Raw genomic sequence first — 15,590 nt, forward strand, 5'->3', positions numbered from 1 at the left:
ATTGGGGGTAGTGTGAATATTTTTATTAGTTTAATAATCCGTCAAAAGTGATGGCTGCATAATACAAGGCCCCTAAAGTTGGGCCACCAGCATATTGTAAATATTTGTTATTGAATATATTAGTTCCTCCAATTTTGATGTTGGCTTTCGCCGATGGAACACGATAGGTTACCTGCGCATCAAAAGTATGGTAAGCCGGCACTTGTCCGTTTACTAAAGGACTTTCCCATAAAAATGATTCTTGCCATCTCCAAACCACATTGAAACCTACGTTTTTAGCAATTTCTCTGTTTCCAAAAGAAATATTGGTGGTATAATTGGGTGTATTAAATCCGGTTACAAAAACATCTTTTTGTTTATTCTCTGTGATGTTATTGTAGCTTACATTTCCGTTTATGGTATATTTCTGGTAAAAATTATAAGTTAAACCCAAAGAAGAACCGTAATTATTGTATTTATTTTTAGCGTTGGTATACACCCTGTACCTGGTTTGCTGATTATTTCTATTAGCTGCTAAAGCGGCAATAACAGCATCATCAGACCCTACCGGAGCTTGTGTAGTTAACCTTGGCGTGGTAGAAGTATAAGGAACAGCTACTTCTACCTGTCCTAAAAAACCCGAATATTCATTACTATAAGCATCAATATCTAACACCAACTTATTTTCTAGCAAAATACTTTTATAACCCACTTCAAAAGAGTTGATACGCTCTGGCTGAGTGGCCGATAAACTGGTGGTTTCTAAAAGTGCTCTGTTTTTTAAAGCCGCTGCATTGGCAGATAAACCAGTAGCCACATCAGTATTAACCGCAGCATTAAAGGTGTTTATAGATGTTAAAGTATAAGAATTATCTAAGTAATTTAATCCTTCATTGATATAAGGTAAACCTCCAACACGTCTTATATTTCCATTATTAACAAAAGAAAGAGCTTCAAACAAGGCTGGGAATCTATATCCATTTTGTAATGAAGCTCTAAAATTATGATGCTCTGCAAGGGTATAAACAGCAGCTATCCTTGGATTTAATTTAGGGTCAAACTCTGGATTATAATCTAACCTTAAAGAACCAAATAACTTTAATTTCTCTTCAAAAAGAGTTTTTGTGACCTGAGCAAAGGTTCCAAACTTTTTATAATAAACGTGATCTCCAAAAGTTCCGTCTGCTAATGGCTTGGTTCTATCAGCATTTGGTCTAGAGAAATCAACAAAATTATTTCCATCAGGTATCACTTCGTAAATTCTAGCATCAGCACCTACCAAAAGACCAAATGATTTGGTGTATTTAGATAAATCTACTTGTGCATCGGTATGGTATGTTCTACTTTTTTGAGTAAGAGCAGCTCCTCCGGTTACAGGTGCATCTCCACCTACTACATTAAAATGATCCCAATTATTAATATTGATGATGGTATTTTTTAGCGCATTAAAAGCTGGAGTTCCAGGTTCTACCCTACTAGCATCTGCAGCAGCTCTACCTATTCTCAAAGCATCTGCCAATGGCGTTCCTCCGTTTATGGCATTTTGGAAAGCCGTTTTATATTTAGCACCCCAAACAGCATTTGTTCCTCCGCTGCTAATGTCTAAATTATCAACCAGTGGTTTTAAATTGTAAGAATCGCCGGTGTTTTCTATAGAAGCATAAGATCTGATGAAATAATTAGCACCTTTTAATTCTAACTTATGATTTTGTACTGATACATTATCCATCTGAATTTTATTGCCACGTTGAAATAAACCATCCAATTTTCCATATCTGTAACCATAAGAAAGCTCGGCCTTATCATTTAATCTGTAATGTAATGAACCGTCAAATTTTAGATTATCTACGGTTGGTTGGGCAATATCTTTTTCATAATAGCCGGTACGTCTAATAATAACACTTTGGTTGCCTGTTCTACCGGGGATGGTTAAACCAGAAATGGTTACCGCATTACTTCCGCCATCATCACCATATTTATTCCAAGCGTCATAAGCCGGATTATCAGCATCCGCATTTAACTCCGAAAATTTAGGATTTGCAGTGTTTAAGCTATTTGGATTTTGATTGATTCTGGTATCAGAAACCCAATCTGTACCCCTCATATAACTTAAATTCAGTTTAAATGCGAACTTGTTATTGTAAGCTTTGGCGTATCTTATTGCTGTTTCTGTTAAAATAATAGCGTCTCTACCGGTGCCGCCACCCACATGGTTTAATCCTGTTTTTTGATATAAACTTAATCCTTGTTGATAAAAAGGACTTTTAGTTAACAAATTAGCCATTCCGTTAATCGCATTCATGCCATATAAAGCAGAAGCTGCTCCAGGAGTAATTTCTACACTAGAAATATCCAATTCGGTTGGGCCAATGGCATTTCCGAGTGGTACACCTAAAGTGCCCGCTTGCATATCTACCCCATCAACCAATTGTACAAATCGGAAATTGTTTGGAATGTTAAAACCTCGGGTATTGGGAACTTTAAAAGTTAAACTTGAAGTGGTCATTTGCACACCTTTCACATTTTCTAAAGCATCGTAAAAACTTGGTGCCGGAGATTCTCTGATGGCTCTGATGTCTAATTTCTCAATAGCTACAGGCGATTTTAAAATGCTCTCCTCTACCCTTGATGCCGTAACAACAACTTCTTGCCCTAATTGGGTTTGGGTAATTAACGCAATTTTTAAAGTTGAACCCGCTCCTTTTACCTCAAATTCTTGAGTTTTAAAGCCTACGCTTGATACCACTAAAGTTAATGGGAAACTGGCTTTTGTTCTAAGGTCAAATTTTCCTTCGCTATTAGTGGCGGTTCCGCTTACTGTATTTTTAATAGCTACGCTTACACCTGGGATAGATTCTTTAGTATCCTGATCTATAATTGTCCCTGATATTACAATGATATTGTTGCCTTGTGCCCTTAAAATTTGATTAGATGCAATAAATAGGAATAATAGTGTAATTACTTTTATTGATGATAGTTTCATGATGGTTCTTTTGAATATTTTGATAATTAATTGATTTGTTATTAAAGAGCAGATATGCAACAGCAACAAGAATTATCCATAAAAAACCTTTTTAAATTGCGCTTGGTGAATGATTGTAAATGTGAATTCATATAAAGTCTACTGATTTAGTCGACAATGATAACACGATATTTTTAAAAAAGCAAATTAAATCTATAGATTTAGTAGAATATATAAAATATTTTGTAATTATGTGCTTTAAATTACTCTAAGCATCATTATCAAAATAATAAGTATGAAAAAAAAATTACTCTTAAAAATTTATCGCATCAAAATCTCATTTAGCGTAATCATTCTTGTCCTTTATAATTTTTGCCATGCACAGGCCCAGCTAGGCAATTCTTTCACTCCTACATCCATTAATTATCCAAGAATTACAGGTTACGTGGGTATCATCCATCCTTTGGTTAATATCACAAAAGATGGAACTACTGCAAATTTTAATAACAGTTATACGGTTGGTATGCCCACAGGCATCAACATTATAAAAAGTGCTAAAATTGGTTTTTCTATTGAAGTTACACCGTTTATAAGGGTAGAAAACGGCATTAGTAAAATGAATAATTTATTGTTTCATCCGGGGGTATTAATGCCCTTAGGAAATGGATTTACACTTGTTGGTCGAGCAGCTTTTGAAACATCAGGAAGGTTTGGGTTTACCCCGATTTTAAACAAAGTAGTTAAGAAAAATAAAAACAGCAATTATTTTATAGCCATACCATTACCAGTAAGGTTTGGGAATGACAGGCCGAGTTCTTTTACTGCTGCATTTCAATTTGGAATTGGATTTTAATAAAGATTATGAAAACAAATATCCCCTACTCATTAAAAAACTTAATCATCTACTTTTTAAAGTTAGGTACATGGGGTTTTGGTGGACCAGTAGCCTTAGTAGGTTATATGCACAGAGATTTAGTAGAAAATAAAAAATGGCTTACCGAAGAGGAATACAAGGAAGGTTTAGCCCTTGCCCAATTAGCACCTGGGCCGTTAGCCGCACAATTAGGGATTTATATTGGATTTGTACATTATAGATATTTAGGTGCTACTTTGGTAGGATTAGCATTCGTAATTCCATCATTTATTATTGTGGTATTGCTGGGAATGGTGTATAAAATATATAGCGGCCTTTTTTGGATGCAAGCTGTTTTTTATGGCGTTAGTGCTGCCGTCATTGGAATAATTACTTTAAGTGCTTATAAACTTACCCTAAAATCTGTGGGGAATTTAAACCTGAATTCATTTAAATCTAATTGGATATTGTGGTTATTTTATTTGTTAGGTTTAGTTTTAACTGTCATCACTCAAAAAGAAGAAGTGTTACTATTTATAGCTTGTGGCTTTATTTACATGATTTTAAAAGCTCCACCTGCATGGCTTAAAAAACCACAGACAATTCCTTCCATAGTATTAATAGCTATTAGTAGTTCTGTACATTTTGACGATACTTTATTTAAAATAGGCTTATTTTTTGCTAAAGCAGGAGCATTTGTTTTTGGCAGTGGGTTGGCCATTGTTCCTTTTTTACATGCTGGAGTGGTACAAGAATACCATTGGTTAACAGAATCGCAATTTGTGGATGCAGTAGCTATAGCCATGATTACACCTGGCCCCGTAGTAATTACTGTTGGTTTTATAGGATACTTAGTTGCAGATTTACCCGGTGCAACTATTGCCGCTTTGGCTACTTTTTTACCTTGCTATTTATTTACCGTTCTTTTAGCACCATCATTCAATAAAATTGCAAAAAACGAAAGTATTAAAGCATTTGTTGAAGGGATTACCGCTGCTGTAATTGGTGCTTTGGTAGGCGCTGTTGTAGTTATTGCAACCCGCTCTATTGTAGATATTACTACCGGAATTATTGCTATTTTAGCTTTATTGGCTTTAATTTATATTAAAAAAGCACAAGAACCTTTAATTATTTTGGTTGCCGCATTATTGGGTATTTTGATAAAACTGGTTATTTTTCAGAGTAGCTAAATTGAGTAAAACATTTTAAAAACTTTTTTAAAAACAAATGGGATGGTGATAAAAAGTCTTAACTTATATCACCAAACCCATTGGCCAACCTAAACCAGATTTTTAATAATTTAATTTGACGCCGGGAGCGGATTCGAACCGCTGTAATAGGTTTTGCAGACCTCTACCTCACCTCTCGGTCACCCGGCTGTTAACATTTAATAATTTTTCTTTTGCTTTGTTATTCGAAGCAAATATATAAATATCTATTTAATCTACAAATTAAGTAGATTAAATAATATTTTGTCATCAATTTTTTGTGAATCTTTAAATTAATATTTTTTACTACATTTAAAATTCTTAGAAAAGCTTATAGTTTAATCATTAAAAAAGGGTTTTAAAATTGCTCACTAAAAAAACTAAATACGCTGTAAAAGCATTAATTGCCCTGGCTAAAAACCCAGAAAACAAGCCGATGTTAATTGCAGAAATTGCAAAAAATGAAGGCTTACCCAAAAGGTTTTTAGAAGCCATTTTGCTGGATTTAAAAAGAGGACAAATTTTAAGTAGCCGTATGGGCGCTGGCGGGGGTTATTTTTTGAATAAGCCAGCTTCAGAAATTATGGTTTCGGCAGTCATCAGAATTTTAGACGGACCAATAGCCCTTCTCCCCTGCGTAAGCTTAAACTTTTACCAGCGTTGTGAAGAATGCAAAGATGAAGTAACTTGTAGCATTAGAGAAATGATGGAAAAAGTACGTGATGCTTCCATTAATATTATGGGAAACACCAGCATTGCTGATCTTTTGAGGAGAGAAATGGAGTTGGAAGAAAAAAGTCGGCAGTCATAAGAGCGCTGTCCGCAGACTACCGACTAAAAATATAAAGTTTAAAAATCAAACTTCGTACTACTGAAATCTGACTAAAATTATAAAGTTTAAAAGTCAGACTGCGGACTGCCGACTCAAATACTATCTACTATAATTTGGTGCTTCTTTAGTAATGGTGATATCATGAGGGTGAGATTCTCTGATACCCGAAGCGGTAATTTTCACAAATTGTGCTTTTTGTAAAGTCTCAATATCTTTTGCGCCGCAATAACCCATACTGGCTTTTAAACCACCAACATATTGGTGCATCACTTCGGCTAAAGTTCCTTTATAAGCTACCCTACCCACAATTCCTTCTGGCACTAATTTTTTAATATCATCTTCTACATCTTGGAAATAACGATCTTTAGAGCCCGATTCCATGGCTTCTACAGATCCCATTCCGCGGTAAGATTTAAACTTACGTCCTTCGTAAATAATGGTTTCGCCTGGAGATTCATCTACACCGGCAAATAAAGAACCTGCCATAATAGAACTAGCTCCGGCTGCAATAGCTTTAGCAATGTCGCCAGTATGCTTAATTCCACCATCGGCAATAACGGGTACTCCAGTTCCGGCTAAGCCTCTGGCGGCTTCATAAACCGCATACAATTGAGGAACCCCAACTCCCGCTATAATACGGGTGGTGCAAATAGAACCTGGCCCAATACCCACTTTTACGCCATCAGCACCGGCATCAGCTAAAGCTTTAGCACCTTCTGCTGTGGCTACGTTACCTGCAATCACCTGTAAATCGGGATAAGCAGCTTTTACCGCTTTAAGCTGATTAATTACACCTTTAGAATGGCCGTGAGCGGTATCAATAGCAATCACATCTACTCCGGCTTTTACTAAAGCAGCTACTCTTTCCATGGTATCATGAGTAACACCAACGGCAGCGCCTACTCTTAATCTTCCGTGTTCGTCTTTACAAGCCGAGGGGAAGTTTTTGAATTTCTGAATATCTTTAAATGTGATTAAGCCACTTAATTTTCCGTTGGCATTTACTACCGGAAGTTTTTCGATTTTATGAGCTTGTAAAATTAATTCGGCTTGAGTTAAAGTGGTGCCTTCTGGCGCTATAATCAGGTTTTCTTTAGTCATCACTTCGCTAATTTTCTGACTCATGTCTTTCTGAAATCTTAAATCGCGATTGGTAATGATCCCAACCAATACATTATCTTCTGAAATTACCGGAATACCGCCAATTTGGTATTCTCTCATAATTTTGAAAGCATCGCCTACTAAAGCGTCTTTGTGTAAAGTCACAGGATCTTGAATCATCCCGCTTTCAGAACGTTTTACTCGACGTACTTCATCTGCTTGTGCAGCAATACTCATGTTTTTATGTAAAATTCCTATTCCGCCAGCTTGTGCAATAGCAATAGCTAAGTTAGAATCGGTAACGGTATCCATAGCCGCAGAAACGATAGGAACATTTAATTTTATTTTTTTAGTGAAATAACTAGAAGTGTCTACTTCACGTGGCAAAACCTCAGAATATGCGGGTACTAAAAGTACATCGTCATAGGTTAAACCTTCAGCTAAAAATTTATTGGGATCAAGTTGCATAGCAAATAAATTAGGGTACTCTATTTGCCGCACAAAGATAGGCTTTTTTTGAAATGAAAAGAATTTAAATCAATATGAGCAGAAATTTAACTTTCTGCTCATATTAAAACTACTTCTTCCCCACAATCACCTTATAAAAATTATCAAAATCTAAATATTTATTCGCTAAATTCAATAATTCGGCAGCACTAATATTTTTGATGGTTGTAATATATCTGTCGTAATAATCGTAATCTAAACCGTAGAAATACAAGTTTTTAAACTTATCAGCATGTGAAAAAGCATTCTCTAAACTGCCCAATAAGCTACCCATCAGGTAATTCTTTACCAATTGCAATTCCTCATCAGGCACTAAATCAGTTTTAAGAATATTAATTTCCTTTGCTATTTCTGTTAAAGTTGCATCGCAAACATCAGCACCCACCTCAGAAGCTATTACAAAATAACCCGACTGTTGTAAACTGGCATTTGCAGATCCAATTCCGTAGGTATAGCCTTTATCTTCTCTAATATTATTCATTAGCCTACTGCCGAAATAACCACCTAAAAGCGTATTTAAAACTTGTAAACCAGGGAAGTCTGGATGTTTTCTATTGATAGAAGGAATACCAATTCTAATAGCCGATTGTATGGCATTTGGTCGGTCTTTAAAATAAAGTTTCTCTTCGTTTATTTTAAAATCAAACGCATTTGGAGTAAATGGATATTCACTATTCCACGATCCAAAAAGCGACTCTAAAGTATATAAAACATCATCTCCTACCTTTCCTGCTACTAAAATGGTGCAATTTTTAGGCTGATAAGCTTGTGCAAAATACTTTACCAAATCTTCCTGTTGCAAAGCATCAAAATCTGTTTCCTCGGCAGTATAGCCATACAAAGTATCGCCAAAAAGTACCTCATTAAACTTTCTTTTAGCCAAAAAATCATTCTTTTCTAAGCTTACTTTTAACTTTTGCTTTTGGTTGTTGATGAAATTATCTAACTCCTTTTGCGGAAAATTAGAAGCAGTTAAAATCTCTTTAACTAAAGGTAAAGTGCTTTGCAAATGCTTGTTTAAGGTAAACAACGTTACCGATGAATGATCATAAGCATACTCCGTTTGAAAAAAAGCACCATAATAATCTATCTGAGCAGCAATTTGCGCTCCCGATAAATTACTTGTTCCATCATTTAACATGGTATTAGTTGCTGATGCTAGCAAAGGTTTGGCGGCATCCCAATTTACATTACCAAAAATAAATTCTATACGCACCAATTCTTGTTCGCCGGCGTTTACCACAAAAACCGGAATGTGATTACTTAATTGGTGTTTTTTGACTTTAATAAAATCAACTTTTTCTATGGCTTTAGATGCCGGTGGATTCTTTCTATCAATCATTGGTTTGGGCTAAATAATATAAGGTAGTTGCTTTTTCACTAGAAAATAACTCATTGGCTTGTTCTCTAATTTGTTGCTGAGAAACTTTTAAATACAACTCGGCTTCGTGGTTGAGCATATCTGCATCACCCATTAATTCATAAAAAGCCAAATTCATCGCTTTATCTAATAAACTCATTTCAGAAAACTCTAAAACAGATTCTAATTTGTTTTTCACTTTGGTAAGTTCTTCTTCACTTACAAAATCAGTTTTTAAACTTTCTAATTCTTTCCAAATGGCTTCTTCGGCAGTAGCAATGCTTACATTTTCATTTGGTTTAGCTTCAATCACAAACATTCCGGTATCTAAACTTCCATAATTGTAAGCTTTAATATCACTAAAAAGTTGTTGGTCTTTCACTAAGTTTCTATACAATCTAGATGATTTTCCCTGAGATAAAATATCGGAAATCAAATCAATAGCTGCATAGTTTTCATCACCTTTTCCGGGCATTTTAAACACCTTATAAATAGCATTTAAAGGTACATCAGCATAAATAGTTTCACTAATCGCTTCTGTTTGTGCAGGCTCAACAGGTAAGTTTCTATGGTATTTTTCACCAGATGGAATTGGTCCAAACCACTTTTCACACAGCTTTTTAACGTCTGCTAATTTTATATTTCCGCCCACAACCATAATGGCATTTTGCGGATTGTAATGCTTCTTAAAAAACGCTTTTACATCTTCAATTTTAGCATCTTCAATGTGCGAAAGTTCTTTCCCAATTGTTGCCCAACGGTAAGGATGTTTTTGATAAACCAATGGACGCAATTTTAACCAAACATCGCCATAAGGCTGATTCAAATAACGTTGTTTAAACTCCTCGCAAACCACATTTCTTTGCACTTCTAAACTCTTTTCAGAGAACGCTAAACTCAACATTCGGTCAGATTCTAGCCAAAAAGCAGTCTCTAAATTGTCAGCCGGTAAAGTGATATAATAGTTGGTAATATCATTGCTGGTGAAAGCATTATTCTCGCCTCCAACCCTTTGCAAAGGCTCATCATACGACGGAATATTTACCGATCCACCAAACATTAAATGCTCAAATAAATGCGCAAAACCAGTTTGTGCTGGGTTTTCATCACGAGCACCCACATCATATAAAATATTTAAAACAGCCATTGGCGTGGTGTCATCTTCATGTACCAAAACCCGCAAACCGTTTTCTAAAGTAAATCGTTCAAATCTTACCATTATCAATAAATATAGCACAAATTTAGTTTTCTGCCGGAGACCCCCGTCATATTAAATCCATTATTTTTTAGAAAAGCAAAACCTGTATTTCAACCGAAAGGCTAGTCCTGCTATCCCTCCAAATCCGCTCGCTCCTATCCTGCGGGTTTTCCGTACTATCAGGTTTATTTAATTTTGAGCATTGCAAAAAACAAACACTTATCAAACCGTTTTTATTGGTAATCTCAAATTTGAAATAATGTCAAATAAATATTACTTTAGAAAAATCAACCAAAAATTCAACTTATGAGAAAAGTTATTTACCTATTGTTATTTCATTTAATATCAATCTCTTACACTTTAAAAGCTCAAGAGCCTACCCTAAAATTGAAGCTTGAAACTAAATCTGATCGTTCCATTGATTTCAATTTCGAAAAAACCGATCCAGGGAGTTACTTTGTAATCGTAACTTTTGTTGATTTAACAAACTGCATAGAGAGTTCTTCCAAAACAGAAGTTGCAGAAAATTTCTCGGGCAAATTATTCACCCTAAAACCTAGTGATGGCACAAAATCTGTAAGTTTCAGTACTTACTCTTACAGGTACATTAGAGGAACTGAAAAAACAAAGCCTGCTAATTTGGTTTATTTATTACCATTTAAAAAAGGAACAAAAGTTACTGCTTATGAATCTACTTATTTAATGACCACATATTTTGGAAAAAGCACACCCGACGATTGGAAAGCATATCGATTTTACACAGAAAAAGAAGAACAAATAAGCGCCTCTAGAAAAGGAATTGTTGTTGATGTAAAAGACAAATTTGCTTTAGATAGTACTTTATCCTATAAATATAAAGATCAAAATAACGAATTAACAATTGAGCATGCAGATGGTACTTTAGCAAGATACTCGGGTTTTAAAAAAGGAAGTATTTGTGTTAAAGTAGGTGAAACGGTATATCCAGAAACAGTGTTAGGAATAAATAGTAAATATAGTATTGATGACCCTCGTTACTCGTTATCATTTAACATCTACTACTTAAAATCTGATGTGTTTTTAAATACAAATAAACCACAAAATGGCTCTTTTTATGGTTTTGTAACACCCCTAATGTTTAGTACAGCAGGTCAAACTACATTAATTCCCAAAAAAGAATATGTAGCAGATTCTAATCAGGAAATAATAACCAAAGAATTTAGTAAAAAAGAATTAAAACAATTACAAGCAAAAATGAAATAGGTTGAAATCATTTTGAAAAAAAATAAGCCACAAATTGATCAATAATCACGAATCTAACCGCATAAAAAAATCTAACTAATAAGAATCAGTGTAATCAGTTTTCAAAAAAAAAGCCACGAATACACGAATGAACACGAATCTAGTCGTAGAGAACAAGAAATACAAATTAATCCTCAATGCTTCGTGAAAATTCGTGTATTCGTGGCAAAAAAACAACTAATAAAACTCTGTCAGAATCTGTGCAATCTGTGTCAAAAGAAAATTCAAGCCACGAATACACGAATGAACACGAATCTGATCGCAGAAATCTAAAATAAAGCACAATATCAATCTCATCTGTTTATTCCGTGGAAACAAATACAAATTAATCCTCAATGCTTTGTGAAAATTCGTGTATTCGTGGCAAAAAAACATCCAATATTACTCTGTCAGAATCTTTTTAATCTGTGTCAAAAAAAAATCAAACCACAAATACACGAATGAACACGAATCTGATCGCAGAAATCTAAAATAAAGCACAATATCAATCTCATCTGTTTATTCCGTGGAAACAAATACAAATTAATCCTCAATGCTTCGTGAAAATTCGTGTATTCGTGGCAAAAAACAACTAATAAAACTCTATCAAAATCTGTGTAATCCTCATAATCCGTGTTTAAAACCCAACTACTCAACATAAGAGTAATTAGTGGCAGAAAAAATCAATGTTTCTAAATCCTTCATCTTTGTTCCTTAATCATTTATATTCGTCATCATGAAAAGCGAAAAAGAAAAAATGCTTGCAGGTGAACTTTACCTAGCTTCAGACCCACAATTGTTAAAAGAAAGACGTCAAGCAAAAAGACTTTTACGCCAATTAAACGTAACAGAATATTTGGTGACTAAAACAGCGAAAACCATCATTAAAGAATTGATTCCCAACACTGGGAAAAACTTTTACATAGAACCACCTTTTCACTGTGATTATGGGTACAATATCCATTGTGGTGAGAATGTATATTTCAATGTAAATTGCGTAGTGTTAGATACCATGAAAATTACTATTGGCTCTCATGTATTATTTGGACCTGGTGTGCAAATTTATGCAGCCTCGCACCCACTCGATCCCGAAATAAGAAAAACCTTAGAACTTTCTAAACCAGTAACTATTGGAGATAATTGCTGGATTGGTGGCGGAGCCATCATTTTACCAGGCGTTACCATTGGCAATAATTGCGTAATTGGAGCTGGAGCTGTAGTTACTAAAGATATTCCTGATGATGTAATGGCTGCTGGAAATCCGGCAAAAGTGATTAAGAAATTAATATCATAAAATATAAAACTCCATTAAAATATGAAAAACGTATTTCAACTTTCAGATAAGAACGAAATCTTAGAACGTATCAATAAATTAACACCCAATACACAAAGAAAATGGGGTAAAATGGAAGTTGCACAAATGTTGGCTCATTTAAATGTTTCTTATGAAATGATTTATGAAGACAAACATCCAAAACCAAACGCCTTTATGAAATTGATTTTAAAACTTTTGGTTAAAAACATGGTGGTTAATGAAAAACCGTATAAACATAACTCAAAAACCGCACCCGCCTTTATCATAAAAGACGATAAAGATTTTGAAACCGAGAAAAAAAGATTGATTGATTTTGTTAATAAAACACAAGAATTAGGCGAAGCTTATTTTGATGGAAAAGAATCTCATTCTTTTGGAGCATTAAATAAAACAGAGTGGAATAATATGCTTTACAAGCATCTAGATCATCATTTAACCCAATTTGGAGTTTAATTTATTAGATGAAAAACCAGCGGTTAATTTTAGTCATTATTGTTTTTGCTCAGTTTTGTTGCACCTCCTTATGGTTTGCAGGCAATAGCGTAATTAACGATTTAATATTAACTTTTCATTTAAAAGCGAATGCTTTAAGTCACTTGACTTCGGCAGTTCAGTTTGGGTTTATCACCGGGACTTTAATTTTTGCATTATTTACCGTTTCAGACAGATTTCCACCTTCACGAGTGTTTTTTATTTGTGCCCTTTTGGGTGCATTATTTAATTTGGGAATTTTATTGCCTCACAACAACTTATTCAGTTTAATTCTATTTCGGTTCTTAACTGGAATATTTTTGGCGGGTATTTACCCAGTAGGGATGAAAATTGCTGCCGATTATTTTGAAAAAGGTTTAGGTAAATCTTTAGGTTTTTTGGTAGGAGCTTTGGTTTTAGGTACTGCATTTCCGCACTTTTTAAAAGGATTTAATTTAGGCTTAAACTGGCAACTGATTGCGGTGTTTACTTCAACCATAGCTGTTTTAGGTGGAAGCTTAATGATCTTATTAGTTCCAAACGGGCCATTTAGAAAAATTGGTCAAAAACCAGATATGACGGCTTGGTTAAAATCTTTTAAAAATCCAAAATTTAGATCTGCCGCTTTCGGATATTTTGGGCACATGTGGGAGCTTTATGCTTTTTGGGCTTTTGTGCCTGTTATGCTTAAAACTTATGCTTTATTTCACCCCCAAGCAAATTGGAATATTTCTATTTTATCTTTCATAATTATAGGTTTGGGTAGCTTAAGTTGTGTTTTTAGTGGTTTTTTAGCGAAGTATTTTGGTGCAAAGAAAGTAGCTTTTACAGCATTGCTCCTTTCTTGCATTTGTTGCTTAATTTCTCCCTTGGTGTTTTCTACCAATAATCCTTCCCTATTTATAGGGTTTCTTATTTTTTGGGGTTTAGCCGTTATTGCCGATTCACCTTTATTTTCATCATTAGTAGCTCAAAATGCCATACCAGAAACCAAAGGAACTGCCCTTACTATTGTAAATTGTATAGGTTTTTCTATCACTATTATAAGTATCCAATTAATTAATATGATGATGAAAAGCTTAAATCCTAATTACGTTTATCTACTTTTAGCTGTTGGACCTATTTTAGGATTGATTGCTTTGTTGCCACAAAAAAAGATAGCACTTTAATATCAAATGTTTAGGTGTTTGTAAATTATTGCTGGCTTTGTACCTAAACCCTATTGCAGCGTATACCGGCCTGTGAATAAGGCCTCGAGTAGTATGAGCGAAAAGAGGGAACAAATTTAATAGATAGCAATTGCCATGCTTTTCTAATAAAAACTAAAGCTGTAAATTTTAACTTCTGTTTAAAGAAACAAAATTAAGTATTAGCTGTACTTTTGGAATATGAATATTCCTGAAATATTAAACAGGGCTCAAAATTTTGAGTTTCTAACTTTAGAAGAAGGGGTGCATTTGTACCACCATGCTACCACACCAGAATTAATGTATGTTGCCAATGAATTGCGTAAAAAACAGGTTCCGCATGGTAAAGTGACTTGGCAAATTGATAGAAATGTGAACACCACCAACGTTTGCATTGCTAACTGTAAATTTTGCAACTTTTTTAGAAGACCGGGGCATGAGGATAGCTACATTACGGATATTGAAACCTATAAAATAAAAATTGAAGAAACTATAAAATTAGGTGGCGACCAGTTGTTGTTACAAGGCGGGCATCACCCAGATTTAGGTTTAAAATTTTATGCCGATTTATTTAAGCAATTAAAAGATTTGTATCCTGAAATTAGGTTGCATTCTTTAGGTCCGCCGGAAGTTGCCCATGTGAGCAAATTAGAAGGCATGAACCATTACGATGTGTTAAAAGCTATGCAAGAAGCTGGTTTAGATTCTTTACCTGGTGCTGGATCAGAGATTTTGAATGACAGAGTCCGCAGATTGATTTCTAAAGGCAAATGTGGCGGACAAGAGTGGTTGGATGTGATGAGAGCAGCTCATAAATTGAATATTGCAACATCAGCTACCATGATGTTTGGACATATTGAAACCATTGAAGAGCGTTTTGAGCATTTAATTTGGATTAGAGAAGTACAAAGCGAAAAGCCAGAAGGTCATTATGGTTTTACAGCGTTTATTCCGTGGCCTTTTCAGGATGATGGTACTTTATTAAAAAAATTAAGAGGAATTACCAATAACGTAACTGGCGATGAATATTTGAGAATGATTGCTTTGAGCAGAATAATGTTACCTAACATTAAAAATATTCAAGCATCATGGTTAACAATTGGAAAACCTGTTGCGCAACTTTGCTTGCATGCTGGCGCTAATGATTTTGGTTCTATTATGATTGAAGAAAATGTGGTAAGTGCTGCCGGCGCTCCTCATAGGTTTACATCAAATGGGATTCAGGAATCGATAAAAGAAGCCGGATTTGAGCCTCAATTGAGAAATCAATTATATGAATGGAGAACTGATGTGAAGGAGCTAACGCAGCAAGTGATCAATTATTAATTTATAAATTTCTTTTTAAGTTTTTTTTTCG

General features: G+C 34.6%; 12 protein-coding genes and 1 tRNA gene. 8 read left to right on the top strand and 5 right to left on the bottom strand.

What is annotated here, in order from left to right; translation table 11 throughout:
- Positions 1–25: 25 nt before the first annotated feature.
- Entirely contained in the window at positions 26–2,962 is a 2,937-nt protein-coding gene (locus tag FA046_RS10615; protein ID WP_136826378.1) for a TonB-dependent receptor, read from the bottom strand.
- Between the two features lie 274 nt (positions 2,963–3,236).
- On the opposite strand from FA046_RS10615, the gene FA046_RS10620 reads away from it, so the two are divergent.
- Both FA046_RS10620 and FA046_RS10625 read left to right on the top strand, forming a co-directional pair.
- Complete coding sequence (locus FA046_RS10620; protein WP_205943636.1) at positions 3,237–3,794, top strand: hypothetical protein; 558 nt, start codon at positions 3,237–3,239, stop codon at positions 3,792–3,794.
- An 8-nt stretch (positions 3,795–3,802) separates the two neighbouring features.
- On the top strand, positions 3,803–4,984 hold the full coding sequence (locus FA046_RS10625; protein ID WP_136826379.1) for a chromate transporter: 1,182 nt from the start codon (positions 3,803–3,805) through the stop codon (positions 4,982–4,984).
- Positions 4,985–5,102: 118 nt separating this feature from the next.
- Here FA046_RS10625 and FA046_RS10630 read toward each other — a convergent pair.
- Positions 5,103–5,173 (bottom strand) — tRNA-Cys (locus FA046_RS10630).
- Between the two features lie 193 nt (positions 5,174–5,366).
- Here FA046_RS10630 and FA046_RS10635 point away from each other — a divergent pair.
- Positions 5,367–5,813 (top strand): RrF2 family transcriptional regulator, encoded by a 447-nt coding sequence (locus tag FA046_RS10635; protein WP_136826380.1) that lies wholly within the window; start codon positions 5,367–5,369, stop codon positions 5,811–5,813.
- A 120-nt stretch (positions 5,814–5,933) separates the two neighbouring features.
- On the opposite strand, the gene guaB is transcribed toward FA046_RS10635, so the two are convergent.
- From guaB to FA046_RS10650, 3 genes are all read right to left on the bottom strand, one after another.
- Positions 5,934–7,403 carry an IMP dehydrogenase gene (guaB, locus tag FA046_RS10640; RefSeq protein ID WP_136826381.1) on the bottom strand — a complete coding sequence of 490 codons (1,470 nt, stop codon included), beginning with the start codon at positions 7,401–7,403 and terminating at the stop codon, positions 5,934–5,936.
- 109 nt (positions 7,404–7,512) lie between these two features.
- Entirely contained in the window at positions 7,513–8,784 is a 1,272-nt protein-coding gene (locus tag FA046_RS10645) for a M16 family metallopeptidase (protein ID WP_136826382.1), read from the bottom strand.
- Positions 8,777–10,021: a M16 family metallopeptidase gene (locus FA046_RS10650; RefSeq protein WP_136826383.1), complete on the bottom strand. Its 1,245-nt coding sequence runs from the start codon at positions 10,019–10,021 to the stop codon at positions 8,777–8,779. Before FA046_RS10650 ends, FA046_RS10645 begins: the two co-directional genes overlap by 8 nt.
- A 285-nt stretch (positions 10,022–10,306) precedes the next feature.
- On the opposite strand from FA046_RS10650, the gene FA046_RS10655 reads away from it, so the two are divergent.
- From FA046_RS10655 to FA046_RS10680, 5 genes are all read left to right on the top strand, one after another.
- Positions 10,307–11,242 carry a hypothetical protein gene (locus FA046_RS10655; protein ID WP_136826384.1) on the top strand — a complete coding sequence of 312 codons (936 nt, stop codon included), beginning with the start codon at positions 10,307–10,309 and terminating at the stop codon, positions 11,240–11,242.
- 754 nt (positions 11,243–11,996) lie between these two features.
- Positions 11,997–12,554, top strand: coding sequence for a sugar O-acetyltransferase (locus FA046_RS10665; RefSeq protein WP_136826385.1), 558 nt, complete (start codon positions 11,997–11,999; stop codon positions 12,552–12,554).
- Between the two features lie 21 nt (positions 12,555–12,575).
- Complete coding sequence (locus tag FA046_RS10670) at positions 12,576–13,028, top strand: DUF1569 domain-containing protein (RefSeq protein WP_136826386.1); 453 nt, start codon at positions 12,576–12,578, stop codon at positions 13,026–13,028.
- A gap of 8 nt (positions 13,029–13,036) precedes the next feature.
- Complete coding sequence (locus FA046_RS10675) at positions 13,037–14,215, top strand: MFS transporter (protein ID WP_136826387.1); 1,179 nt, start codon at positions 13,037–13,039, stop codon at positions 14,213–14,215.
- Positions 14,216–14,434: 219 nt separating this feature from the next.
- Positions 14,435–15,559 carry a CofH family radical SAM protein gene (locus FA046_RS10680; RefSeq protein WP_136826388.1) on the top strand — a complete coding sequence of 375 codons (1,125 nt, stop codon included), beginning with the start codon at positions 14,435–14,437 and terminating at the stop codon, positions 15,557–15,559.
- Positions 15,560–15,590 lie beyond the last annotated feature (31 nt).

This window comes from Pedobacter cryophilus (assembly GCF_005116455.1).
Lineage (GTDB): Bacteria > Bacteroidota > Bacteroidia > Sphingobacteriales > Sphingobacteriaceae > Pseudopedobacter > Pseudopedobacter cryophilum.